This window comes from Agromyces atrinae (assembly GCF_013407835.1).
Taxonomy (GTDB): Bacteria; Actinomycetota; Actinomycetes; order Actinomycetales; family Microbacteriaceae; genus Agromyces; species Agromyces atrinae.
The window spans coordinates 2,700,722-2,724,608 of sequence record NZ_JACCBI010000001.1 but is presented as its reverse complement, the minus strand read 5'-3'; the positions used below and the strand labels follow the sequence as shown (position 1 = coordinate 2,724,608).

Here is a 23,887-nt window from a genome sequence, read left to right as displayed (position 1 = left end):
CCATGGAGGCGTCGTGAGCACATGATTCGGGGAGGAATCCATGGAGTTCTGGAGCGCCGCGGTACTCGCGGCCGGGCTCGCGATAGCGCCGATCGGCGCTGCGCACGACGCCCCCGCAGCAGTAGCCGCAGCCGCCGAGGCCAGCGCGTCGATCGCCGTCACCGCACCCGCGGGCACGACCGAAGCCTGGATCGACATCGACGACACGGCCCTCACCCTGAGCGACGTGCGTCTCGAGGTCACCGACGGTTCGGGCTGGCGCAGTGTGCCGCTCTCGGCGACGGCCTTCGGCGTCGGCGCCGTGACCGGTGCCGCCGAGGGCTCCTTCGAAGCGCGCGTCACGAGCACCGTCGCGACCGACGCCGACGTGGCGATCAGCTTCGCGGCAGCCGGCGAACTGCTCGACGAGTCGAGCGTCCGCCTCGACCTCGTGCCCGGCGAGATCGCCCCGAGCCCGACGCCCGTCGCCCCGGCTGACCCGGATGACTCGGCCACGGCCGGTTCCTCGCGCGATGCGCTCACGAACACCGGCATCCCCGCGCTCTCGATCGCGGCCCTCGCCCTCCTGGTCGCCGCGGCCGGAGCCATCCTCGTCGCCGTTCGTCGTCAGGCGGTGAAGCGATGAGGGCCGCACTCGGCGCCGCCGTCGGCCTCGCCACGACCACGGCTCTCGTCATCGGGCTCGCGTCGCCCGTCGCCGCCGAGCCCGAACCCGGCTTCATCGTCGACATCCCGGATGCCGCGGAGACGAGCATCTCGGTCGGCGGGCTTCCCGAGATCGAGTCGCAGCTCGGCATCGGCGCAGCACTCGGAACCGATCCCGCCGCCGGTCTCGCCGTGCCGGGACTCGACGATGCGACCGCCGCCCTCGTGCGGGTCTCGGTGCTGAGCGCACCGGCCGACCTCACGCTCCTCGCCGCCGGCGCCCCCGCGCTCACGGTCGCCGCGGGCGGTTCGGGATCGACGACCCTGCCGCTGCGGGTCTACTCGGGCCGTCTCGCCCTCGCCGCGACGACGGCGGCGCCCGTGCGCATCGAGGTCCTCGCCGAACTCGAGGGCGACGTCGACGTGCCGGGTTCCGTCGTCGTGCTCGACGAGGTCATCGCCCGTGCCGACACCGCGATCGGCCTCGCCGGACCGACGCTCACCCCGGGCGACGAGCGCCGCATCGGCGTCGTCGGCGGCACCGTCGGCGTGCACGAGCAGGGCCACGACGAGCAGGTCGTCGCGGTCGGCGTTCGTGCGGCGTTCGTGACCGCGACCGTGGACACCGACACCGCGACCGTGCTGCACCTCGACGACCAGACCCTGCCGGTCCCGGCGGGCAGCACGAGCATCACGACGGTCGTCACCCCGTCGGTCGACGGCGACATCGTCGCGTCGCTCCAGGACGGATCGGGCGACCTCCGCCTCGACATCCGCGCCTGGGTGCCCGAGGCGCCCGCGAACGCCGAGTCGACGACGGTCGACGGTGCGTTCGTGCCCCTCTCCCAGGAGGTCGAGCCGCACGCCGTCGCCGTGAGCGACGACACGCGGCCCTCGGCCCCGGTGTCGACGACGGCGGATGCCGAGTACAGCCTCACACTCGTCGATGCACGTCCCACGGGCGAGACGACGGTCATCGACGTCGGCCCCGGCCACGACGGCCGCGGACGCGGAGCCGTCATCGACGCCGAGCGCGGTGCTCAGCCGCAGCTCATGCTGACGGCCGTCGACGGGTCGGAGGCCGTGCTGCAGCTGCGCCGCGGCGAGACGACCGCGCACGTTCAGCCCGTGGGCGACTTCGTCGCCGCGGCGAGCGCCGACGCCCGCTTCTCGGCCTCGGCGGTCGACGACGCGGCCGCGCCGACGATCGACTCCGACGAGGCCTCGGCCGAGATCGCTCTCGACTCGACGGGCACGTTCACCCTCACGGGAACGGCGACGACGCCCGACGTCATGATCGATCGCATCGAGATCCGGGCTCGCGGCGAGAAGTCCGGCGACCAGGGCGTCGTCGGCACCGCGACCGCGCGCTTCGGCGAAGACGGACTGACGTGGGAGTGGGTGTCGAGCGCCCCCGAGAGCGACGACTACACCTTCGAGATCACCCTCGTCGACCTCGCGGGCGCGAAAGCGACGACGATCGTCGAGCGCCGCATCACCCTCGCCGAGGTCGACGACGTGCTCGTGCACGCCGACACCTGGGTCGTCAGCGACCAGGGCTTCGTGCGCGCCTTCGACTCGAGCGTCGTACCCGGCTCCGCCGACACGATCGTCTCGATCGACGCTCGCACCGTCATCCTCGCCGTCCAGCCGCCCTTCGCCCCCGGCGACCTCGTCGTCGTCGATGCCACCGCGGATGCCCCGGAGGGCTTCATCGGACGCGTCGACTCGATCGATCGCGTCGGCGACACGTGGCGTGTGCAGACGATCGACGCCAAGCTCACCGACATCCTGCAGCAAGCCGACATCGACGAGACGCTCACGCTCGACGAGGCTCCGGGGACCGAGGTTCCGGATGCGGCCCCGTCGGCCGAGGACACGGTCGCACCGGGCGAGGGCGACGAGCCGACGGCGACGTTCGTGCCGCTCGACAGCGTCGACCTCTCACCCGTCGACGACGACATCATCGAGGTCATCGACGGCGTCGTGGTCGACGGCATCGACGAGACGTCGGGCGAGCGCCGCGCCGAGACGGCCGTCGCGGTCGGCCCCCGCCCCGCCGCGAGCCGCAGCGAGAGCGTCATGAAGACGTCGAACCTGTACGGCTTCGACTGGGGCTACAAGCAGCAGGAGATCACCGACTCCCCCGGCTTCGAGGACCACTCGGCGAAGAGCGAGCCCGCGAAGAAGGAGTTCCTGCAGAAGGTGGGCGTCGGCGGAGGATTCGCCCTCGCCATCGACTCGGAGATCCGCACCGTCGTCGATGTCGACATCGACGTCGACATCCGCTGGCGGTGGACCGGCCCGCGCATCGTCGTCGAGAAGATGGACCAGATCGTCACGACGACGTCGAAGACGACGAAGAAGTTCACCGTCGGAATGAAGGTCGCCGCGAAGGAGATCCGGGAGAAGAAGCTCTCGAAGACCCTGTACGAGTTCAAGAAGGTGTGGGCGTTCGCCGCCGGCCCGATTCCCGTCGTCATCACCTTCGGGGTCGAGATCGAGGCGAAGGCGAACCTCAGCCTCTCGGGCAGCTTCACGGCCGAGTACCGCACGCAGAACGTCACCGTCCGCGGATACACCTACCGCGAGAACGAGGGGTTCCGCTGGGTCGACCGCTCGACCTCGACCGTCGATACGTCGAAGCTCGGCGCCGGTGACGGCTGGACGGGGGACTCGATCTCGTTCCAGGCGAGCCTCAAGGCCTCGGCCGGCCTGGGACTCGAACTGTCGCTGCTGCTCTACGACGCGGCCGGCGTCGTCGCCGAGGTCAGCCTCAAGCTCGCCTCGGGCCTCACGCGCACGTGGGACGGCGTCGCCCGCGTGAGCAAGTGGAAGGGCAGCCTCGACATCGTGATCGCTGCGGGCATCTCGGCGAAGCTCCGCATCCCCATCATCGGCATGGAGCTCGCGAGCCACGAGATCATCGGGGATGAGAAGAAGGTGCCGCTCTGGAGCGGCGAACACGTCACCCCGTGGGACGACCCCGTGACGACGATCGGCGAGAGGCGCCGCGACGCGGTCATCCTCGCGTGAGGCGAGCGGGCGCGGTCAGGGACGCAGCAGCACCTTGACCGCGCGGCGCTCGTCCATCGCGGCGTAGGCCTCGGCGACCTCCGCGAGAGGAAGTTCGAGGTCGAAGACGGCACCGGGCTCGATCGCGCCCGAGAGCACGTCGGGCAGGAGCTCGGCGATGTAGCCGCGCACGGGGGCGACGCCGCCGTTGACGCCGACGTTGCGGCCGAAGAGAGCGCGCACGGGAAGCTCGGGGCCGCCGTTCGGAACACCGACGTAGCCGACCATGCCGCCGGGGCGCGCCGAGCGGATCGCCTGGTCCATCGATTCCTTCGTGCCGACGCACTCGAGCACGCGGTCGGCACCGATGCCTCCGGTGAGCGCCTGCACGGCCTCGACGCCCTCGTCGCCGCGCTCGGCGACGATGTGGGTCGCGCCGAAACGGCGTGCGAGCTCCTGACGGTCGGCGTGACGCGACATCGCGATGATCGTCGTCGCACCGAGGCGCTTCGCGGCGATCACGGCGCAGAGGCCCACGGCGCCATCACCCACGACGACGACCGAGTCGCCCGGGCCGACACCTGCCGAGACGGCGGCGTGGTGACCGGTGCCCATGACGTCGGAGAGCGTGAGGAGTCCGGGGACGAGTGCATCGTCGACCGGTCCGGGAACGACGAAGAGCGTGCCGTCGGCGAGGGGCACGCGCACACGCTCGCCCTGACCGCCGTCGGCGAAACCGCCCTCACGGTCATCCGCTCCCCACCACCCACCGGTGAGGCACGACGTGCTCACGCCGTTCAGGCAGTTCGCGCACGTGCCGTCGCACACGTAGAACGGCGCGATGACGAAGTCGCCCACGGCGACCTTCTCGACACGATCGCCGACCGCCTCGACGACGCCGACGAACTCGTGCCCGATGCGGTGCGCCTGCTCCGTCTCCGTGACGCCGCGGTACGGCCACAGGTCGGAGCCGCAGACGCACGCCGCGACGACGCGGACGACCGCGTCGACGCCCGACGAGATCACCGGGTCGGCGACCTCCTCGAGTCGGATGTCACGTTCTCCATGGATGACCGTTGCACGCATGCACCGAGCCTACGCTCGCTCGACCGTGAGGCTCTCTCCGTCATCCGCGAGGGCCACCATCACCGTGTCGCCGTCGTGCACGCGACCGCCGAGGATCGCGCGGGCGAGCCGGTCGTCGATCTCGTGCTGCATGAGGCGACGCAGCGGCCGGGCTCCGTAGATCGGGTCGTAGCCGCGCTCGGCGAGCCAGGCGCGCGCGTCGGGCGTGACGCCGAGGTCGAGCCGACGTTCGGCGAGGCGCGCCCCGAGACGATCGATGTAGAGGTTCACGATCTCGCCGAGCTCGTTCTGCGAGAGCGCCGAGAACACGACGATGTCGTCGAGACGGTTGACGAACTCGGGCTTGAACGCCTGCCGCACGGTCGCGAGCACCGCCTGCTCCTTCTCGTCGGCCGAGAGCTTCGGATCGACGAGGTACGCCGAACCGAGGTTCGACGTGAGGATCAGGATGACGTTGCGGAAGTCGACCGTGCGCCCCTGACCGTCGGTCAGCCGACCGTCGTCGAGCACCTGCAGCAGCACGTCGAACACCTCGGGGTGCGCCTTCTCGACCTCGTCGAGGAGGATCACCGAGTACGGCCGGCGACGTACGGCCTCGGTCAGCTGACCGCCCTGCTCGAAGCCGATGTAGCCGGGAGGGGCACCGACGAGACGGGACACCGTGTGCTTCTCGCCGTACTCGGACATGTCGATGCGCACCATGGCGCGCTCGTCGTCGAAGAGGAACTCGGCGAGAGCCTTCGCGAGCTCGGTCTTGCCGACACCCGTCGGGCCGAGGAAGAGGAACGATCCCGTCGGCCGATTCGGGTCGGAGATGCCCGCGCGCGAGCGCCGCACCGAATCGGCGACGGCCGCGACGGCCTTCTTCTGACCGATGAGGCGTCGGCCGAGCTCCGACTCGAGGTGCAGGAGCTTCTCGGTCTCGCCCTGGAGGAGTCGACCGACGGGGATGCCGGTCCACGCGGCGATCACCGCGGCGATGTCTTCGTCGGTGACCTGCTCGTTGACCATGCGGGGCTCATCGGACGTCGCTTCGGCCTGCTCGGCCTCGACGAGGTCGCGCTGCAGCCGGGCGATCGTCTCGTACTCGAGCTTCGACGCCTTCGCGTAGTCGGCCTCGCGCATGGCACGGTCGCGAGCGGTCTTGGCCTCGTCGAGCTGCTTCTTCAGATCGCCGACGCGGGTGAGGCTCTGCCGCTCGCGCTCCCAGCGCACCTGCAGGTCGGCGAGCTCGCGCTCGCGCTCGACGAGGGTCTCGCGGAGCGTGGCGAGTCGCGCCTTCGACGCGTCATCCTTCTCCTTCTTGAGCGCGAGCTCTTCGAGCTTCATGCGGTCGACGGCTCGCTTGAGCTCGTCGATCTCGACGGGCGACGAGTCGATCTCCATCTTGAGGCGACTCATCGCCTCGTCGATCAGGTCGATCGCCTTGTCGGGCAGCTGACGGTTCGAGATGTAGCGATTCGAGAGGGATGCCGCCGAGACGAGCGCCTGGTCGGTGATCGTCACTCCGTGGTGGGCCTCGTAGCGCCCCTTGAGCCCGCGCAGGATCGCGATCGTGTCTTCGACCGACGGCTCGCCGACGTACACCTGCTGGAAGCGGCGTTCGAGGGCGGCATCCTTCTCGATGTACTCGCGGTACTCGTCGAGCGTCGTCGCACCGATGAGGCGCAGTTCGCCGCGCGCGAGCATGGGCTTCAGCATGTTGGAGGCCGCGACCGACCCCTCGCCGCCGCCCGCGCCCATGAGCAGGTGCAGCTCGTCGACGAACGTGATGATCTCGCCCTCGGCCTCGTTGATCTCTTTCAGGACGGCCTTGAGGCGTTCCTCGAACTGGCCGCGGTACATCGCGCCGGCGACGAGGGCCGAGATGTCGAGCGAGACGAGCTGCTTGTTCTTGAGGGACTCGGCGACATCGCCCGCGACGATGCGCTGGGCGAGGCCTTCGACGACGGCGGTCTTTCCGACGCCGGGCTCGCCGATGAGTACGGGGTTGTTCTTGGTGCGGCGCGTGAGCACCTGGCTGACGCGGCGGATTTCGGCGTCGCGGCCGATGACCGGGTCGAGCTTGCCCGCACGGGCGATCTCGGTGAGGTTGACACCGTATTGTTCGAGCGCCGACTTCTGCTCTTCGGTGGAGTTCGGCGCCCCCTGCATGTTGGCCATGGGGGTTCCTTTCAAAGTTGAGTCTATGTAACTCAACTTTACTGCACGCACCCCACTCGCACCATCCCCCACCGCCCCCAAAAACCCGTCTCGGCGTCACGTTTGTGCTGTTCAGCGCGAGCGAACAGCACAAACGTGACGCCGAGACTCGAGACGGAAGAGAAGGGGGCGCGCGGTCAGGTTAGGGGGTCGAAGGTGGAGCGCTTGTTCGAGAAGGCCTCGAGACGCTCGGCGGGAGTCATCCGCTCGAGCACGACACGGGCCGACTCGGGGAAGACCGAGACCTCGGGCGCATCGACGAGCGGCACGGTCGAGTGCACGAGCCGATCGGCGTAGACGTGCACGAGGTCGAACGACTGACCGCCGTCGACGCCCGAGAGCAGGCGGCCCGGCGCCGCGAGGTCGAGCGTGTAGCACGACGCCGACGCGACCGACACGGGAACGCCCGCGAACGTCGAGTGGGTCGAGTAGTGCAGGTGCCCACCGAGGATGCCGCGCACGTCGGTTCCCCGGATGACATCGGCGAGCCGCTCCTGCTCCTGCAGCTCGAGGATCGCCATCGCTTCGAGCAGGGGCGTCGGGATTGGCGGGTGGTGCATCGCGAGGAGCGTGCCATGCGGCGCCTGAGTCTGCAGCTCGTCGGCGAGCCACGCGAGCTGAGCGTCGGAGAACTCGCCGTGGTGGTAGCCCGGCACGGTCGAGTCGAGCGCGATGATGCGGAGCCCGTCGAACTCGTGCACGCGGTCCTGAGGCGCGTCGAGATCGCCGTCGGCGTCGAGCAGCAGTTCGGCGAACGGCGCGCGCTCGTCGTGATTGCCCATGACCCAGACGACCTCGGCGCCGAGCCGACTCGCGACGGGCTCGACGGTCTCGCGCAGACGCACGTACGCGTCGGGCTCACCGAGGTCGGTCAGATCGCCCGTGAAGACGATCGCGGCGGGCCTCACCCCCGTCGCCTCGAGTGTCGCGAGGGTGCGATCGAGGTTGGCGTACTGGTCGACGGCGCCATGCAGCGGCCGCGAGCCGCCGAGGAAATGCGGGTCGCTCAGATGCGCGATGACGTGCGATGCCGGAGGGTGCTGACCGAAGGGGCTCACACGCCCAGCCTAAAGAGCCGCGGTACCCCCCGAAAGTGTGGTTTTCTTGGACGGGGAAGGGAGCAACATGCCACTGGAAGGCGAGTACGCACCGAGCACATCCGAATGGGCTCGTGAGCAGGCTGAAACGTTCGAGGCGACGAACGGTCAAGAGGCCAACACCATGCGCGGTGTGCCGATCATCGTGCTGACGAGCGTCGGCGCCGCGACCGGCAAGCTGCGCAAGACCGCTCTCATGCGTGTCGAGCACGAGGGCCAGTACGTGGTCGTCGCTTCCAAGGGCGGCGCCCCCGAGAACCCCGCGTGGTACCCCAACATCACGAAGAACCCGCACGTCGAGCTGCAGGACGGCGCGGTCAAGCGCGACTACCACGCCCGTGAGCTCGAGGGCGAGGAGCGCGCCCTGTGGCTGGAGCGCGCGGTCGCCGTCTGGCCCGACTACGCGAACTACCAGAAGAAGACCGACCGTCTCATTCCCCTGTTCCTCCTGACTCCGTTCGAGTGAGCTCCGAGCTCCTGCCGTTCCAGGTCGACCTGCGCGGCGTCGTCGATCTGCTGAGCCGACACATCTACTCGAGCCCTCGCGTGTTCCTGCGCGAACTCCTGCAGAACGGTCGCGACGCCCTCACGGCACGCGCCGAGTTCGACGGGGGAGACTCCGCCCGCGGCATCCGGATCACCCCGCTCGACGCGGGTGACGGCGAGTTCGTGCTGCGGGATGACGGCATCGGCCTCACCGCGAGCGAGATGACCGAACTGCTGTCGACGGTCGGCCGCTCGTCGAAGCGCGACATCTTCGACCTGCCGCGCAGCGACTACCTCGGTCAGTTCGGCATCGGCCTGCTCAGCTGCTTCATGGTCGCCGACCGCATCGTCATCCGTTCGCGGAGCGCGCGCGGAGGCGCCGCGGTCGAGTGGGTCGGCCTCGGCGACGGCACGTTCAGCGTGCGCGAGGTGACCGACGAGCTACCGATCGGCACGAGCGTGCACCTGACGCCCCGGTTCGACCAGTCCGATCTGCTGACGACCGCCTCGGTGCTGTCGCTCGCGACGACGTTCGGCGAGTTCCTGCCCGTTCCCGTGCGCGTCGACCTGCCGGGCGGCGGGGTCGAGGTCATCACGCGCGACGCCCCGTTCCTCGGCGGATCGCCCGACGACACGCTCGCGTACGGTCGCGACCTGCTCGGCGCCGAGCCGTTCGACGCGATCGAGATCGATGTGCCGGCGACGGGGACGCGCGGATACGCGTATGTGCTGCCCTTCTCTCCCCCGCCCGGTGCACGGCAGGCGAGCCGCGTCTATCTCGGGCGCATGCTCCTCGGTGAGCGCATCGACGACGTGCTGCCCGAGTGGGCGTTCTTCGTGCGCACCGTGATCGACTCGACGGGCCTCAGCCCCACCGCGAGCCGTGAGTCGCTCGTCGACGACGAATCGCTCGAGTACACGCGCGCCGAGATCGGAGCGACGCTCCGCCGCTGGGTCATGGAGCTCGGCCTGCAGGCCCCGCACCTGCTCTCGCAGTTCGTCGCGACGCACGACATCGCCCTCAAGGCGCTCGTCCTGCACGACGACGAGCTCGCGCGGTTCATCACGAAGTGGCTCTCGGTCGAGACGAGCGCGGGACGCATGACGATCGACACTCTCGTGCGCCGCTTCCCCGAAGTGCGCTACGCCGAGACGGTCGACGAGTTCCGGCAGCTCGCGAGCTTCGCCCGCTCGGACCGACCGATCGTCAACGGCGGCTACGTCTACGACAGCGAGATCGCCCGCCTCCTCCCCACCCTGTTCGAGGGCGTCACCGCGCAGCGCGTGGATGTCGCCGACGAACTCGACCGCCTCGCCGAGCCTCCCCTCGCCGAACGCGACGCCGCCGTCCGGCTCGAAGACCGCGCGACGCTCGCCCTCGCGTCCGTCGAGTGCCGCGCCGTCGTCCGCGGGTACGAGCCGCACGACCTGCCTGCGCTCTACGTCGCCGACGACGCCGTGTTCCGTCGCATCGACCGCTCGCGGGCGCGCGGCGCGAGCAGCGGCCTGTGGGGCGGCGTGCTCAGCCAGGTCGACGACTTCGTGAACGCGTCGCGCGCGGCCGAGAACCGACCCGACGCCGTCGCACGCCTCTGCCTCAACTGGAACACGCCCGTCGTGCGCCAGCTCGCGGCCGTCGACGACGACGCCGTGTTCGCGCGTTCCGTTCACCTCCTCTATGTGCAGGCGCTCCTCGCCGGGCACCGCCCCCTCGCCGTCGCCGACCGCGCCCTCATGACGACGGCGCTCGGCGATCTCATCCAACTGAGCGTGGGCCTCACCGAGCCCGCGCCGTCCCCCGATACAGACAGGCCAGCATGAGCAAGACGACCCGCCGCATCAAAGAGCTCTTCGAGGAGATCGACCAGACGCCGTTCGGCCCTGCCGAGCGCGCCCTCGTCGACGAGGCCATCGCCCTCGCGGTCGAGGCGGGCGACGAGAAGCTCGAGTACCGCGCGCGCATGCGCCTCACGGGCTCGGCAAACCAATCGGGCGACACCGATGCGATGCTCGCGTCGTTCGCGTGGTGCCTCGCGAAGCACGACTCCGATCCCGAGCGGTTCCCCCTCGACATCGGCAACGGCGGCGCCGACCTGCTGTGGCAGTACAAGTGGATGGCGGGCACCCTCGGCGCGTCGCCGATCTTCTCGCGCGAGCAGATCGATGCCGTGCTCCACGACATGCACGAGCACTACTCGCGCGCCGGCGTGAGCCAGAGCGGCGTGATCATGTCGCGCTTCGAGGACGCGTGGGTCAACGGCCGCATCGACGAGGCCGAGAAGTGGCGCGTCGAACTCGCCGGAATGCCGCGCGACGAGTACAGCCACTGCGACGCGTGCGTGCGCAGCCAGTCGAGCGGCTTCTTCATCGAGACGAACCGCGACGCCGAGGCGATCACCCTCGTCGAGGAGATGATCGAGGGCGACTTCAGCTGCGGCGACGAGCCCGAGCACGCCCTCTCGCGCGCGATGCTGCCGTACCTGCGCGCGGGCCGCGATGCCGATGCCAAGCAGGCGCACGTGCGCAGCTACCGACTCGCGCGCGACAACCCCGACAAGCTCGACATCGTCGCGAACCACCTCGTCTTCTGCGCCGTCACGGGCAACGAGGCCCGCGGACTGGCCCTGCTCGAGCGCCACATCGGGTGGCTCGCCCACGACGGACTGAACGCCGCAGGCCACTTCTCGGCGCTCGTCGCGATCGGCGTCCTGCTCGATGCTGTCGAGCGGGCGGGCCACGGCGATGCCGTCGTTCGCGGCGCCGACGCTCCGGGCCTCGTCGCCTTCTTCGGCGAACACGACGGCACGTGGACGGCCGCCGATCTCGGCGTCGCCGCGTGGGCAGCCGCCGCACGGCTCGCTGACGCGTTCGACGCCCGCAACGGCAACGACTACTTCGCCGGGCGCATCTCGGCCGCGAAGGCGCTCGCCGAGACGACCTACGACGTGCCGATCAACACCGACACCTTCCTTCCCGCCCCCGTCTCGCGCCCCGAACCGACGGATGCCGCGGGCTGGACCGATCGCGCCCGCGACCTCGCCATGGCGGGCCTCGGTGTGCCCGCGATCGAGGCCGCTCGCCGTGCACTCGAGGGTGCGACGGGCCGCGACCGCGACGAGATGCACTCGCTCACGATCGGGTACCTCGTGAACTCGGGCGACCTGGAGGCCGCCGAAGCGGCTCTGCCCGCCCGCATCGCGTCACTCCGCGACAACGGGCGCGAGCACCAGGCGGCACTCGAGGAGCGCGTCGGCCTCGCCGTCTTTGGCCGCACCGAGCCGAGTGACCGTGCCGCGCTCGAACACGAACTGGCGAACATCGCACCCGAGACTCCGCCCGACGTCGTCGCCGACATCCGTCTGAGCCTCGCCATGCTCCTCGTCTCGACGGGCGAGCCCGACGGAGCCAAGCGTCTCGCCGGGGCCGCGGCCGACGGGTTCTTCGCGGGCGAGTCGCCGCGTGGCGTGCGCGCCTCCCTGCACTTCCTCGCGCGCTGCGAGGTCGCCGACGACGACATCGAGGCCGCACTCGCGACCCTCGACCAGCTCGATGCGCTCGAGCCGGGCGACGGCGAGCGCGGCCTCTCGCTGCTCACGCGTGCCCGCATCCTCGGCGGCTCGGGCGACTTCGCGTCGGGCGCTCGCGCGGCCGATTCGGCGACGCGCATCTTCACCGAACTCGACATCCGCCCCGCCGTCGTCGACGCGACGGCCCTCGCCGCTGCCCTCTGGACCGATGCCGGCGAGCCCGACGAGGCCGTCAACCGCTTCCGTTTCGCGGTGCGCCAGTCGGAGCTGCTCGACCAGCCGGCGACCGGTCTCGGTTTCGCATTCGGCCGCTCGCTGCTCGGCGCGGGTCACGCGGCCGAGTCGATCGAGGTGCTGCAGGACGTCTACGAGCAGGAGACCGAGGCCGGCATCGAGGCCGCGTCGCGCGGCGAGACGCTGCTGTGGCTCGGTCAGGCGCTGCACGCCGATGAGCAGTACGGCAACGCCGTCGGCGCCTGGGGCGCTGCGGTCGAGCTCTTCACCGAGGGCGGTGATTCACGCGGGGCGGCGCGCGCCGGCGCGATGCAGGGGCGACTGCTCGGCCGCTTCGGCGAGACGGATGACGCGCTCGAATCGCTCTCGGCCGCGGCCACCGCCGCGCGTGAGACGCCCGAGGACGCAGGACTCCTCACCGACGTGCTGCACGGCTACGGCATCGCGCAGGCGAGTGCGGGGCAGGAGGCCGCGCTCGAGACGTTCGACGAGATCGAGCGGATCGCCGCCGAGCACGAGGCGCACTGGCTCATCGCCGACGTGACCGACTCGCGTGCGCGCGCACTCAGTTCGCTCGGCCGCGTCGACGAGGCGATCCCGGTCGCGCTCACCGCGGCCGACCGGTACGCGCAGGCGGGCGACCCGGCGAGTGCGGCGGGCGCCGAGCTCACGGCGGCCCGCATGCTCGCGCAGTCCGATCGCGTCGCCGACGCCGTGCCGATCTACCGTGCGGCGCTCGAGCGCGAGGAGGCGATTCCCGAGTTGCGCGGCGTCGCCGCCCTCGAGCTCGGCGATGCACTCGAGTCGCTCGGTCGCCTCGACGAGGCCGCCGAGGCCCGCGCGATCGCCGAGCAGGCCTGACACGCACCCCTCGCATCGAGAATCGCCGTTCGCGTCGAGATGACCCGATAGAGCGGCGACTCTCGACACGAACGGCGATTCTCGGTGGAGCGACGTACGCTCAGCGATCGTCGAGCAGGCCTGAGCTCTCGGCTCAGCCGAGCAGACGTGCCTTGGCCGCGGCGAACTCCGCGTCATCCAAGAGGCCCTGCTGGTGCAGGGCGCCGAGCTTCTGGAGTTCGGCGACGATGTCGACTCCCCCGGCAGCCGGGGCGGCAGCGGCAGGCGCGGGCGCCTGCGCATACTGCTGCTGCTCGTACGCGGCGGCCTCGGCCTGCTCGGCCGCTCGGCTCTGCTGGCGACGGGCCATGCCGCCCGAGACGGCGGTCGCCGTTCCCGCGACGACGGCGGTGCGGGCCGCGAGGCCGATGAGTCCGGGGCGTCCTACCCTGCGGAAAAGCGGCATCTCAGTCCTCCTGCTCGGCGTCGCTCGCCTCGGCGAGGACGGCGTTGACGATGGGCGCGGGGATGCGCTCGGTGCTCAGCACGACGGCGCCGGACGCGGCGAGCGTCGAGGCGAGCTGCTTCGCCCACACGAGCTCGAGCGCGACGATGGCCGCCGACGATCCCGGTTCGATGAGCGGGGCGACCTCGTCGATGTCCTCCTCGCCGACGAGACCGCCGGCTTCGAGTTCGAGCACCTCGATGTCGACCTCGTCGCCGAGGTCTTCGATCTCGACGACGGTGACGTCGCCCTCCGCGCTCTTGGAGACGATCACGAGATCGAGGAGGCGCACGAGGTCGCCGTCGATGAGGCGTGCCAGCTCGGCGAACGTCGCATCGTCGGGTCTCTCCCCCTCCGTGGCGATGACGTAGATCTCAACAGGTCCGTACTCGAAGTCGGCCATCAGTCGTCCGTTCTCGTGGTGGGGCTCGGGGTCTCTGCGTCGGACGCTAGCACCGGCGGGGCTGGAGCGACAGGGTCGGGCGGGTGAACGTCGACGCGGTCGCCCGACAGCCAGCGCAACCAGCGGGCGTCGGGATCGCCCTCGAGCACGAGCGCGCGCACGAAGAGCGTGAGCGGAATCGAGAGGATGGCGCCGAGCGGGCCGATCACGAACGTCCAGAAGATGACCGAGAAGAAGCTCAGTGTGAGGCTGAGGTTCACGGCGTCGCTCACGAACTTCGGCTGCACGAGGACCTGCAGCACAACGTTCACGACGCAGTAGATCGCGATGACGGCGAGGGCGAGCGGCCACCCGCCGACGACGAGGGCGAGGATGACGGGAGGAACGAGACCCAGCACGAAGCCGATGTTCGGGATGAAGTTGGTGACGAATGCGAGCACGGCCCACACGGCGGGTGCAGGCACACCGATCGCCCAGAGCGCGAGTCCGTCGATGATCGCCACGACGGCGCCGAACGAGGCGTTGACGACGAAGTAGCGGCGTACGCCCGAGTTGAACCGGCCGAAGCGCTCGAGCGTCGGGCGGCGCTCCTCACCGAAGACCTCGCTCGCGCGGTCGTAGCGCGCACCGTCGGCGGCCATGAAGATGACGTAGGCGAGCACGAAGAAGAAGGCCGTCGCGACGGCGAGCACGGCACCGCTGATCGAACTCGCGAGGCCGAGCAGCGTCGAGGGTTGCAACCAGGATGCCGCGGCGTCAGCCCCCTGCTGATCGAAGCCGATCGTCGCGAGCCACGCGATGACGTCGTCGGCGAGACGCTGCAGGTCGTCGACGTAGTCGGCGACGAGGCGGGCGAACTGGAATCCGGCGAAGGCGAGCAGGGCGGCGAGCGCGGCGAGGATGACGTAGGCGACGACGATGACGGCCGTCGTGGCGGCCCAGCGCGGCCAGCCCCGTCGCTCGAGAGGGCGCCGCACGGGGTGCACGATGATGACGATGACCGCGGCGAGCGCGAGCGGCCCGACCACGTCGCGCGCGACGTGCAGACCCGCGAGCGCAACGACCGCGGCCGCGAGGCCGAGCAGGGTGCGGAGCGTCGGCGAGATCAGAAGCTCCCGATGCCCTTGCCGATGACGACGACGCCGATGACGAGCAGCAGCACCGACATCACGGTCGCGTTGTTGTGCACGAGCCAGCCGCGGAGCGACTCGAGGGGCGCCGCCATCTTCTGCGCGGCGACGAGGTAGGCGATGACGGGCAGGGCGACTGAGCTCGCCGCGATGAGCGTGAAGATGACGATCGCCACGGTCGACGCGCCCGCGCTCTCGCCCGCCGACCCGATGACGATGCCCGCCGACGCCGCCATCAGGAGGTTCTTCGGGTTGACCGCCGCGAGGAGGAACGCCAGCAGGAACGCCCGCACCGCCGTCATCGAATCGATCGCCGACATCCATTTCGGAAGGGCGGGTTCGCTGTCACCGTGAGGCCGCGAACGCCACTGCTTGAGCGCGAGGAGCAGGAGGAGGAGACCGAGCACGATCTTGATCGCCCCCGCGATGGGCTTCGACGCGTCGTCGTCGGTCGCGGGGAGGATCGCTCCGAGGAGCGTGAAGACGACGATCGCGACGACGATGCCGATGACCCAGCCGGCGAGGAACCCGACGCTCGTTCCGCGCGCCTTCGGCGAGAGCAGCATGAGGATCGCTGCGATGATCGGGATCGGACTGATCGCGATGCCGAGCGCGAGCGGCAGGATGTCGCCGATGATCGATCCCATGACGTGCCCCCTACGCCGCAAGCGCCGCGAGTGCGGCCCGGTTGGTGTCGTACACGCGTGCGTCACCGCGTAGCCCCAGACTATCGAGACGAGCGAGGGCCTCCGGGCGGACACGGCTGAACGCGAGCGAGATCTGCTGATCGGTGAGCCACCGCGTGAGCGACTCGAACGCCTCGGCACCCGTCACGTCGATGTCGGTGACCGCCTCCATGTCGATGACGAGGTGGTGCACCTGGCCCGCGGGAGCGGCGCCGATCGCGGTCTTCACCGCATCGGAGAAGACCGATCCGTTGGCGAAGAACAGCGGAGCGGCAAGGCGCACGACGATGACGCCGGGTGCCGTCGTCTCACCCGTGGGCGCCTGCTCGAGCAGGGAGTCGCCCGGTTCGCCGTCGCCGCGCAGCACGTCGATCGCGGGGTTCGCCGCGCGCTTCGCGAGGTTGATGAGAGCGAGCACGAACGCGACGACGATGCCGGGGATCGAGCCGACGAAGAGCGTGACGAGGAAGCACACGGCGCCGATCGCGAACTCGAACCGGTCGACGCGCCACAGCATCGCGAAGTCGCGGATTCCGAGGAGCGGCAGGATCGCGACGCCGACGATCGCCCCGATGGCGGGCGAGGGGATGTCGGCGAGGAGCGCCGTTCCGAAGAGCAGGAGCAGCAACGTGCCGACGGCGAGCACGAGCGAGGGCAGCTGCGTGCGGGAGCCCGCCTGGTCCATCGCGGCAGTACGTGAGGTCGACGAGCCGACGGCGAACGAACCGCTCGCACCCGCCGCGATGTTGCCGAGCCCGAAGGCGAAGAGGTCACGATTGGGGCTCGTGGGGTAGCCGCGCTTCTCGCCGTACGACCGCGAGACGAGGAGGCCCTCGGCGGTCGTCACGAGCGTGAGCGCGATCGCCGACGGGATGAGCAGCAGCCACGTCGCCCAGTCGATGACGGGCCACGTGAGTGCGGGCGGGCCGGCGGGTACTTCTCCGAGAACGGAGACGCCCGCGTCATCCAGATCGGCGAGGACGACCGCGATCGTCGCCGCGACGAGCACGACGAGCGCCCACGGGATCGCCCGCGCGAACCGCTTGCCGAGGAGGAGGATGACGACGGCGACGACGGAGATCGCGAGCGAGATGAGGTTGGTCGTGCCGAGGCCCGTGACGAGCCCCACGACCTTGTCGACGAACTCGCCCCCCGAGTCGATCTTCACCCCGAGCATCTTCGCGATCTGGCTGACGAGGATGTCGAGGGCGAGGCCGCCGACGAAGCCGACGAGGATCGGCTTCGAGAGGAAGTTCGCGAGGAAGCCGAGCTTGAAGAACGCGAGGAGCAGGAACATCGCGCCGCAGAGGATCGCCTGCGCGAGCGCGAGGGTCGCGTAGTCGGCGCTGCCCGCGGCGGCGAGGCCACCGATCGACGACGCGACGAGAGCCGCGGCCGCGGCATCCGGCGATGCGACCACCTGACGCGACGAGACCACGAGGGCGTAGACGATCGTCGGAACGATAAGGGCGTAGAGGCCCGCCGTCGGGGGCAGCCCGGCGATCTGGGCGTACCCGATGTTCAGAGGTATAGCGATCGCGAGGAGAGTGACCCCGGCCGTGAGTTCACGGCCCACGTTCTTCCGTGTCAGACCCGCGAGTGGCTTCTGCACCAGGTCCCCTCCTTCAGCTGGCTCGAGTGACTGTCGGCGGGTCAGGGCGTCATGATCGCGAACGAGGGGTCGCCGGGCTCGAGCACGCCGAACAGGGTCGGCAGCACGGTCGCGTCGCCGGTGATGTCGACACCCGGGGATGTCACGTCGCCGCCCAGCAGCGCGAGCAGACGCCCCTTGGTCGTGCGCACCGTCGCCTCGGCGCCGTCACTCGCGGGCTTCTCGATCGCGATGAGCACGCCGTTCTTCAGGGTCACGCGGTAGTTCACGTCGAGGTCGGTGAACGAGACGTCGAGCGCGAGGTCGAGATGCCAGGCCGCGGGTCCGTTCACCGAGATCGCGAGCGAATCCCACAGCTGATCGGCGGTCAGCTGAGCGAGGATCGTGGGAGCGGAGGTCGACGTCGGCGTTCCGAAATTCTCGCCGCGGAGTTCGGTCGCACCCGACAGGAAGAAGTTGCGCCACGTGCCGTTCTCGGCGCCGTACGCGAGCTGCTCGAGGGCCTCCGCGTAGAGGTGCCGCACCTCGTCGCTGTCGAAGCCCGCGAAGACCGCGTGGTCGAGCAAGGTCGCGGCCCAGCGGAAGTCACCGCTCTCGACCGCGGCGCGGGCGATCTCGACGACGCGGTCGATGCCGCCGATGGCGTCGACGTAGCGCGTCGCGAGCGCTTCAGGCGGATGCGGCCAGAGTCGTGCCGGGTTGCCGTCGAACCAGCCCATGTAGCGCTGATAGATGGCCTTGACGTTGTGACTGATCGAGCCGTAGTAGCCGCGAGCGTTCCACGCATTCTCGATCGCGGGAGGCAGTTCGATGAGTTCGGCGATCTCGGCGCCCGTGTACCCGCGGTTGAGATAGCGGAGAGTCTGATCGTGGAGGTAGGCGTAGAGGTCTCGCTGCGTCGAGAGGAAGCGCACGATGTCGTCGGCGCCCCACGTCGGCCAATGGTGCGACGCGAACACCGTGTCGGTGCGACCGGCGAAGGTCTCGATCGCCTCCGTCAGGTACGTCGACCAGATGTGCGGATCGCGCACGAGCGCGCCGCGCAGCGTGAGCAGGTTGTGGAGTGTGTGAGTCGCGTTCTCGGCCATGCAGAGGGCGCGATACCGCGGGAAGTAGAAGTGCATCTCGGCGGGCGCCTCGGTTCCGGGCGCCATCTGGAACTCGATCTCGACTCCGTCGATCGTGTGGCGTTCGCCCGTCGTCGTGATGTCGAGGGTCGGGACGATGAGTCCCACTTCGCCCGTGGACGTCGTCTGCCCGAGCCCGGCGCCCACCGCGCCGCGTGGTCCTCTCTCGAGTGCCGCACCGTACATGTACCCCGCACGTCGGGCCATCGCGGTGCCGGCGTAGACGTTCTCGGCGACGGCGTGCTCGACGAATCCCTCGGGCGCGACGATGAGCACGCGACCGGCGTCGACATCGGCCTGGGTCGTCACCCCGAACACCCCGCCGAAGTGATCGATGTGGCTGTGGGTGTAGATGACGGCGACGACCGCGCGATCGCCGCGATGCTCCCGGTAGAGCGCCAAGGCAGCGGCCGCCGTCTCGGTCGAGATCAGGGGGTCGATGACGATGACACCCGAATCGCCCTCGACGAAGGTGATGTTCGAGAGGTCGAGACCACGCACCTGATAGATGCCCTCGACGACCTCGTAGAGCCCCTGCCGAGCGACGAGCTGAGACTGCCGCCAGAGACTCGGATGCACGGTCGTCGGCGCGGGCGCATCGAGGAAGCCGTAGCTGTCGTTGTCCCAGACGACGCGGCCGTCGGCCGCGCGCACGACCCCGGGCACGAGAGCCCCGAGGAAGCCGCGATCCGCGGCGGCGACATCGCCGTCGTCGTCGAAGGGGAGGGAGTCGAGGAGCGCTTCGTGCGCCTTCTCGACCGAATGCGATGCCGATGTGCTGTTCATGACGCCCCCGTCTGAGTGCATGTGTCGTTCGCTACGAACGACTATGGCCCTCGGCGGCGGCGCTGGCAAGGATTACGAGATCGCGCTCTCATGAAGCGATGCGCGGTCGGCATCCGTCTTCGGGTTGTCGGAGGCCATCGCGCTCGACGTGCGGATGAAGACGATGATCCAGCTGAAGATGAGCACGGCCGCGACGAGTTCGACCGCAGTCAGGTTGTAATAGCCGACGGCGAAGAAGACGCCGAGCACGGCGATCGTGACCATGAAGGCCCAGCCGAGGATCACGAACGGGCGCGGAACGGAGGGCAGGATCCACGGCAGCGCGATGACGAGCGCGGCGAACACGACCGCCATCCCCGTCGCCACCGTGTTGTGGATGAGGAAGAACTCGCTCACGGGGAAGATGCCGACGCACGCGAGGCAGATGCCGATGATGACAAGGGCGATCCGCACCAGTCGGATGCCGCGCACCTCCGCACGATCGACTCGCTCGAGGTCGGCCGTGGCGTAGCGCGCGATCGTCGTGACGATGGCGCCGCCGACGATGAGCGTGATGTTGAACGCGAACGCCGAGAGGTCGTTCGTGATGCCGAGGGCGGAGAGGTTCTCCTTCCACCAGAACGGGTCCTGCGCCGTGAGCATGCTCGCGAAGGCGCCGACGACGAGGAAGACCGCGAGCACGGCCGAGAGCATGAGCGGGTTGAGGTTCACCGACGAGAGGAAGACGAAGTACGCCGACAGTGCGGCGGCGACGCCCGCGAGCACGATCGCGGGGAGCGCGTAGACGACCGCTCCCTGGAAGGCCCGCTCGAGCGCATCGGCGACGACGACCCACAGCAGCAGGCAGATGATGGCGTGCGCGAAGGCGACGGCGGCGAGGTCGAGCAGACGGAGCGCCCAGTGCCGCTTCGCTCCCCGGATGCCGGGGATGAAGTCATCCTTCAGCGAGAACTGCCGCCCGAAGACGAACGCGACGACGGCGGCCGCCGCGCTCGCATAGGCGACGAACTGACCGAGCGAGCCGGGGCCCGCGATGGGCATGTCTGTGAAGCCGACGTAGAAGAGAGCGATGACCCCGACGACGATGAACGCCCCCGTGCCCACGTAGAGTGCAACGTTCTCGACCGATGTCGCACTCGAATCGAGGCGTTGACGGAAGCGCGAGAGGGTGGCCGACAGTGACATGTACGCTCCTCCGTAGGAACTGCCCGGGGTCGCAGGTGAGCCCGGTGCCCGAACTCTATCGGAAGGCAGAACGATGACCGTGGAACACGACCTCGCCGCAGAGGCCTACGTCTACTACTTCCCGCTCGTGTTCGATCTGGGAGAGGTCGAGCGCTCGGTCACCGTCGGTTTCGGCGCCCTCGCCGCAGCACCGTTCAACACGTTCGCGCACGGCGACCGCCTCTCGACCGACAACGAGAAGTTCGTCTCGGTCAACAACGACACGATCTACTCGATCGCGCAGCTCGACCTCTCGAACGGGCCGCTCCTGCTCTCGGTCCCGCCCACGGGAGACCGGTACTTCGTCCTGCAGTTCGTCGACGCATGGACCAACAACTTCGCCTACGTCGGCACCCGCGCGACGGGCAACCAGGGCGGGGACTTCCTCATCGTGCCTCCCGGAGCGGGCGGAGAGACGGATGACGGCGGCCCGCGCCGCATCGAAGCACCGACGACGATCGTGTCGATCGTCGGTCGCTTCGCGTGCGACGGCACCGACGACATCCCGGCCGTTCGCGCGCTGCAGGAGCAGCTCACCGTGACGCCCGTGCTGCGCTCGCTCGTTCCGCCGCGCGGCGTCGTGGAGCCGGCCGCCGTCGACGCCGACCTCGCCTTCTGGGAGAAGGCCCGCGCGTTCTCCCTCGCCTATCCGCCCGCGGAACGCGACGTCCAGTACGCCGCGCGCTTCGCCGAACTCGGCCTCACCGACGCGGAGTCACCGTTCGTCGAGGCATCCTCCGACCTCCGCGAGCGCCTCGTCGCCGGAACCGCCGGGGGCGAAGCCCTCATCGCCGCGGCGAGCCGAGCGGGCGCGCCGGGCGAGAGCTGGTCGAGCCTGCCGCACGCGTTCGACTACAACGTCGACTTCTTCGGCGTCGGCACGATCGACTCCCCCGAGTGGACGATCACCGACCCGACCCGGCGATTCCTGACTCGGGCCTTCGCCGCGAAGGTGGGTCTCTGGGGCAACCACGGCTACGAGGCGACCTACGCGCAGACCTTCCTCGACGCCGACGGCGACGCGCTCGACGGCACGAAGGCCTACACGATCCGCTTCGACACCCCTCCGCCCGTCGACGCCTTCTGGTCGATCACGATGTACGACCTGCCCGACTACTACCTCGTCGCGAACCCGATCGGCCGCTACTCGGTCGGCGACCGCACGCCGGGAATCGTTCGCGCGGCCGACGGCTCGATCACACTCACCCTGTCGCACGACGAGCCGACCGACGCCGATGCTCGCGCGAACTGGCTGCCGGCGCCCGCCGCGCCGTTCCGGCCGATGATCCGCCTCTACTCGCCGCGCGAGTCCGTGCTCGACGGAACGTACCGACTGCCGTCGATCGAGAAGGCCTGAACCTGCTCAGACGGCTTCGAGCACCTCGAGCATCGATCCCTGGATGAAGCCGGCCCACTCGTAGGCGCCGAGGAGGGCATCTTCGGGGTCGTCGGCCTGCGAGTTGCCCGACTCGTCGAACTCGAGACGCTCGGCGAGGATGAGGCGGAGGTCGGTGAGGAAGCGCAGCCACACCCACGCGTCGTCGCCGACGAGGTCGATCGTGAGGGGGTCGTCCTGCTCGTCGTCGATCGACGAGGCGTCGCGCACGGCCCGTGCCGCACGTCGCTTCGACTCGACGATGCCCTCGCGTGTGTACCGCGAGAACTCGCGTGACGCCGAGACGTCGTCGCGGTAGGCGTCGGGCAGCAGCCGGTCGAGCGCGGGGTCGCCGTCGGTGATGAGAACCGTGTCGACCTGTTCGGCGAGTGTCGCGAGCATCATCGCCTCGACGGGTTCGACCGTCAGCCGCACCCCACCGTCGTTCTCGGCGACGATCATGAATCGGCCTTCGCGAGCGACGCCTGCAGGCCGTAGCCGTGCATCGCCTCGACGTGGAGCTCCATCTGTTCGCGGTTGCCCGTCGCAACGACGGCGCGCCCCTCGGTGTGCACCTGCATCATGAGGCGCTCGGCCTCGGGCTTCGAGAACCCGAAGTACGTGCGGAAGACGTGGGTGACGTAGGTCATGAGGTTGACCGGGTCGTCCCACACGATCGTGATCCAGGGCGTCGCGAGCGAGGCCGCCTGCGCGGTCTCGACTGATTCGAGCGTCTGGGTCACACCTCAAGCCTCTCACGCCTCTCCGACACGGTCACGGTGAACTTCGTGTTCCGAGCGACTTGCCGGGTAGGACCGACGAGGTCGTTGAGTGCGGCGCGATACCCCATCGGCGTGTTCCACACGGCCCACAGCTGACCGCCGGGAGCGAGCACGCGCCCGGCCTCGGCGAAGAGCTTCGGAGCGATCTCACCGGTCACCGCGGCGCCCACGTGGAAGGGCGGGTTGAGCACGATGAACGACTCGCTCGCGTCGGCAAGGAGAGAGAGCCCGTCGTCGCGCTCGACCGTCATCCGCCCCTCGAGGCCGTTGGCCGCGACGGTCGCGCGAGCCGACACGACGGCGGCGGCCGACTGGTCGCTCGCGACGACGACGAGAGATGGATGCCGCAGGGCGAGCGCCGCACCGATCACTCCCGTACCGCACGCGAAGTCGACCGCCCGGTCGCCCGGGATCGTCGTCGGCAGGTTCTCGAGGAGGAAGCGCGTGCCGATGTCGATCGAATCGCCCGCGAAGACCCCACCGACGGCGCACACCTCGACGGGGCCGAGCGGAGAGTCATGGTGCGCCGTTCGCACACGCTCGTAGGGGTCGAGTTCACGCGGCTCCCGGGCAATGAGCACGCGCGACTTCTGCCGTGCGAGCGAGACGTCGAGTCGACCGAACGAGCGCTCGAGCACCTCGTTCATGGCGATCGTCATGTGCTTGAGGCGACCGCCCGCGATCACGACGACACCGGGTGCCGCGTGCCGCGCGATGAGATCGGCGATGTCGGCGAGCGCGTCGAGCGAGCGCGGCAACCGCACGAGGACGACCTCGGCCCCCGCGACGAGCTCGGGCACGAGGTCGAACGATCGATACCGGTCGTCGAGGTCGGCGGCGTACGCGTTGGCGTCGAGGGCGCCCTCGCCCGAGAGCGCGTCCTGGTGCACGCGGATGCCGGTCGCACCGTCATCCGCCGCCCCCAGCGTCAGCGCGCCGTACGAATCGCCGATGATCGCGAGCGCTCCGTCACCGAGCCCGGCTCGGAACGGCGCCGATTCGTCGAGGATGAGGCGGTCGGCGGCATCGCTCGCGAGGAGGTCGGGCGCCTCGACGTCGGGCCACCGGCGCAGGCTGTCGAAGTCGAGGGGCATGTGTCGATGCTAGGCGGATCGGTCGCCGGGC

The 23,887-nt window shown here is 69.7% G+C and carries 19 protein-coding genes; 6 read left to right on the top strand and 13 right to left on the bottom strand.

Going from position 1 to position 23,887, the window contains the following annotated elements; translation table 11 throughout:
* The first annotated feature begins 40 nt into the window (after positions 1 to 40).
* Positions 41 to 625 (top strand): hypothetical protein, encoded by a 585-nt coding sequence (locus BJ972_RS12760; protein ID WP_129172099.1) that lies wholly within the window; start codon positions 41 to 43, stop codon positions 623 to 625.
* Positions 622 to 3,681 carry a hypothetical protein gene (locus BJ972_RS12755; protein ID WP_164989842.1) on the top strand — a complete coding sequence of 1,020 codons (3,060 nt, stop codon included), beginning with the start codon at positions 622 to 624 and terminating at the stop codon, positions 3,679 to 3,681. Before BJ972_RS12760 ends, BJ972_RS12755 begins: the two co-directional genes overlap by 4 nt.
* Before the next feature lie 15 nt (positions 3,682 to 3,696).
* Here the strand turns inward: BJ972_RS12755 and BJ972_RS12750 are convergent, their stop codons facing one another.
* From BJ972_RS12750 to BJ972_RS12740, 3 genes are all read right to left on the bottom strand, one after another.
* Complete coding sequence (locus BJ972_RS12750; protein WP_129172100.1) at positions 3,697 to 4,746, bottom strand: zinc-dependent alcohol dehydrogenase family protein; 1,050 nt, start codon at positions 4,744 to 4,746, stop codon at positions 3,697 to 3,699.
* Positions 4,747 to 4,755: 9 nt separating this feature from the next.
* Complete coding sequence (locus tag BJ972_RS12745) at positions 4,756 to 6,909, bottom strand: ATP-dependent Clp protease ATP-binding subunit (RefSeq protein ID WP_129172101.1); 2,154 nt, start codon at positions 6,907 to 6,909, stop codon at positions 4,756 to 4,758.
* 176 nt (positions 6,910 to 7,085) lie between these two features.
* Positions 7,086 to 8,006: a metallophosphoesterase gene (locus BJ972_RS12740; RefSeq protein ID WP_129172102.1), complete on the bottom strand. Its 921-nt coding sequence runs from the start codon at positions 8,004 to 8,006 to the stop codon at positions 7,086 to 7,088.
* Positions 8,007 to 8,073: 67 nt separating this feature from the next.
* Here BJ972_RS12740 and BJ972_RS12735 point away from each other — a divergent pair, with 67 nt between their 5' ends.
* From BJ972_RS12735 to BJ972_RS12725, 3 genes are read left to right on the top strand one after another with little or no spacing between them, the layout of a single operon-like run.
* On the top strand, positions 8,074 to 8,511 hold the full coding sequence (locus BJ972_RS12735) for a nitroreductase family deazaflavin-dependent oxidoreductase (RefSeq protein WP_129172103.1): 438 nt from the start codon (positions 8,074 to 8,076) through the stop codon (positions 8,509 to 8,511).
* A complete protein-coding gene (locus tag BJ972_RS12730) occupies positions 8,508 to 10,352 on the top strand; it encodes an HSP90 family protein (protein ID WP_129172104.1) in 1,845 nt (614 codons plus the stop codon). The genes BJ972_RS12735 and BJ972_RS12730 overlap by 4 nt, the downstream gene beginning before the upstream one ends.
* Positions 10,349 to 13,153: a hypothetical protein gene (locus BJ972_RS12725; protein ID WP_129172105.1), complete on the top strand. Its 2,805-nt coding sequence runs from the start codon at positions 10,349 to 10,351 to the stop codon at positions 13,151 to 13,153. The genes BJ972_RS12730 and BJ972_RS12725 overlap by 4 nt, the downstream gene beginning before the upstream one ends.
* 133 nt (positions 13,154 to 13,286) lie before the next feature.
* Here BJ972_RS12725 and BJ972_RS12720 read toward each other — a convergent pair whose 3' ends face one another.
* The 7 genes from BJ972_RS12720 to BJ972_RS12690 form a co-directional block, all read right to left on the bottom strand.
* On the bottom strand, positions 13,287 to 13,598 hold the full coding sequence (locus BJ972_RS12720; RefSeq protein ID WP_129172106.1) for an SHOCT domain-containing protein: 312 nt from the start codon (positions 13,596 to 13,598) through the stop codon (positions 13,287 to 13,289).
* Position 13,599: 1 nt separating this feature from the next.
* Complete coding sequence (locus BJ972_RS12715) at positions 13,600 to 14,040, bottom strand: DUF6325 family protein (protein ID WP_129172107.1); 441 nt, start codon at positions 14,038 to 14,040, stop codon at positions 13,600 to 13,602.
* Positions 14,040 to 15,125 carry an AI-2E family transporter gene (locus tag BJ972_RS12710; RefSeq protein WP_257022938.1) on the bottom strand — a complete coding sequence of 362 codons (1,086 nt, stop codon included), beginning with the start codon at positions 15,123 to 15,125 and terminating at the stop codon, positions 14,040 to 14,042. Before BJ972_RS12710 ends, BJ972_RS12715 begins: the two co-directional genes overlap by 1 nt.
* Before the next feature lie 20 nt (positions 15,126 to 15,145).
* On the bottom strand, positions 15,146 to 15,817 hold the full coding sequence (locus BJ972_RS12705; protein WP_129172108.1) for a GAP family protein: 672 nt from the start codon (positions 15,815 to 15,817) through the stop codon (positions 15,146 to 15,148).
* Positions 15,818 to 15,827: 10 nt separating this feature from the next.
* Complete coding sequence (locus BJ972_RS12700; protein WP_129172109.1) at positions 15,828 to 17,468, bottom strand: SulP family inorganic anion transporter; 1,641 nt, start codon at positions 17,466 to 17,468, stop codon at positions 15,828 to 15,830.
* Between the two features lie 41 nt (positions 17,469 to 17,509).
* Positions 17,510 to 19,381, bottom strand: coding sequence for an alkyl/aryl-sulfatase (locus BJ972_RS12695; RefSeq protein ID WP_129172110.1), 1,872 nt, complete (start codon positions 19,379 to 19,381; stop codon positions 17,510 to 17,512).
* A gap of 72 nt (positions 19,382 to 19,453) precedes the next feature.
* Positions 19,454 to 20,566: a hypothetical protein gene (locus BJ972_RS12690; protein ID WP_129172111.1), complete on the bottom strand. Its 1,113-nt coding sequence runs from the start codon at positions 20,564 to 20,566 to the stop codon at positions 19,454 to 19,456.
* A 73-nt stretch (positions 20,567 to 20,639) separates the two neighbouring features.
* Between BJ972_RS12690 and BJ972_RS12685 the strand changes: the two genes are divergently transcribed.
* Positions 20,640 to 21,962, top strand: coding sequence for a DUF1254 domain-containing protein (locus BJ972_RS12685; protein ID WP_129172112.1), 1,323 nt, complete (start codon positions 20,640 to 20,642; stop codon positions 21,960 to 21,962).
* Positions 21,963 to 21,968: 6 nt separating this feature from the next.
* Here BJ972_RS12685 and BJ972_RS12680 read toward each other — a convergent pair whose 3' ends face one another.
* The 3 genes from BJ972_RS12680 to BJ972_RS12670 are packed head-to-tail and all read right to left on the bottom strand — an operon-like array spanning position 21,969 to position 23,856.
* The gene (locus tag BJ972_RS12680; protein ID WP_129172113.1) at positions 21,969 to 22,442 is read right to left on the bottom strand and encodes a DUF2017 family protein; all 474 of its coding nucleotides are present in this window, start codon (positions 22,440 to 22,442) and stop codon (positions 21,969 to 21,971) included.
* Positions 22,439 to 22,723, bottom strand: a complete 285-nt coding sequence (gene clpS, locus BJ972_RS12675; protein ID WP_241830666.1) for an ATP-dependent Clp protease adapter ClpS — start codon at positions 22,721 to 22,723, stop codon at positions 22,439 to 22,441. The genes BJ972_RS12680 and clpS overlap by 4 nt, the downstream gene beginning before the upstream one ends.
* Positions 22,720 to 23,856: a class I SAM-dependent methyltransferase gene (locus BJ972_RS12670; protein ID WP_129172114.1), complete on the bottom strand. Its 1,137-nt coding sequence runs from the start codon at positions 23,854 to 23,856 to the stop codon at positions 22,720 to 22,722. The genes clpS and BJ972_RS12670 overlap by 4 nt, the downstream gene beginning before the upstream one ends.
* Between the last annotated feature and the right edge of the window lie 31 nt (positions 23,857 to 23,887).

What these genes read in the sequence shown, in the direction of transcription:
- BJ972_RS12735 (WP_129172103.1), top strand. Translation starts at nt 8,074, where the DNA reads ATGCCACTGGAAGGCGAGTACGCACCGAGCACATCCGAATGGGCTCGT.
- BJ972_RS12725 (WP_129172105.1), top strand. Translation starts at nt 10,349, where the DNA reads ATGAGCAAGACGACCCGCCGCATCAAAGAGCTCTTCGAGGAGATCGAC.
- BJ972_RS12715 (WP_129172107.1), bottom strand. Translation starts at nt 14,040, where the DNA reads ATGGCCGACTTCGAGTACGGACCTGTTGAGATCTACGTCATCGCCACG.
- BJ972_RS12705 (WP_129172108.1), bottom strand. Translation starts at nt 15,817, where the DNA reads ATGGGATCGATCATCGGCGACATCCTGCCGCTCGCGCTCGGCATCGCG.
- BJ972_RS12685 (WP_129172112.1), top strand. Translation starts at nt 20,640, where the DNA reads ATGACCGTGGAACACGACCTCGCCGCAGAGGCCTACGTCTACTACTTC.
- BJ972_RS12760 (WP_129172099.1), top strand. Translation starts at nt 41, where the DNA reads ATGGAGTTCTGGAGCGCCGCGGTACTCGCGGCCGGGCTCGCGATAGCG.
- BJ972_RS12745 (WP_129172101.1), bottom strand. Translation starts at nt 6,909, where the DNA reads ATGGCCAACATGCAGGGGGCGCCGAACTCCACCGAAGAGCAGAAGTCG.
- BJ972_RS12680 (WP_129172113.1), bottom strand. Translation starts at nt 22,442, where the DNA reads ATGATCGTCGCCGAGAACGACGGTGGGGTGCGGCTGACGGTCGAACCC.
- BJ972_RS12750 (WP_129172100.1), bottom strand. Translation starts at nt 4,746, where the DNA reads ATGCGTGCAACGGTCATCCATGGAGAACGTGACATCCGACTCGAGGAG.
- BJ972_RS12720 (WP_129172106.1), bottom strand. Translation starts at nt 13,598, where the DNA reads ATGCCGCTTTTCCGCAGGGTAGGACGCCCCGGACTCATCGGCCTCGCG.
- BJ972_RS12690 (WP_129172111.1), bottom strand. Translation starts at nt 20,566, where the DNA reads ATGTCACTGTCGGCCACCCTCTCGCGCTTCCGTCAACGCCTCGATTCG.
- BJ972_RS12670 (WP_129172114.1), bottom strand. Translation starts at nt 23,856, where the DNA reads ATGCCCCTCGACTTCGACAGCCTGCGCCGGTGGCCCGACGTCGAGGCG.
- BJ972_RS12695 (WP_129172110.1), bottom strand. Translation starts at nt 19,381, where the DNA reads ATGAACAGCACATCGGCATCGCATTCGGTCGAGAAGGCGCACGAAGCG.
- BJ972_RS12755 (WP_164989842.1), top strand. Translation starts at nt 622, where the DNA reads ATGAGGGCCGCACTCGGCGCCGCCGTCGGCCTCGCCACGACCACGGCT.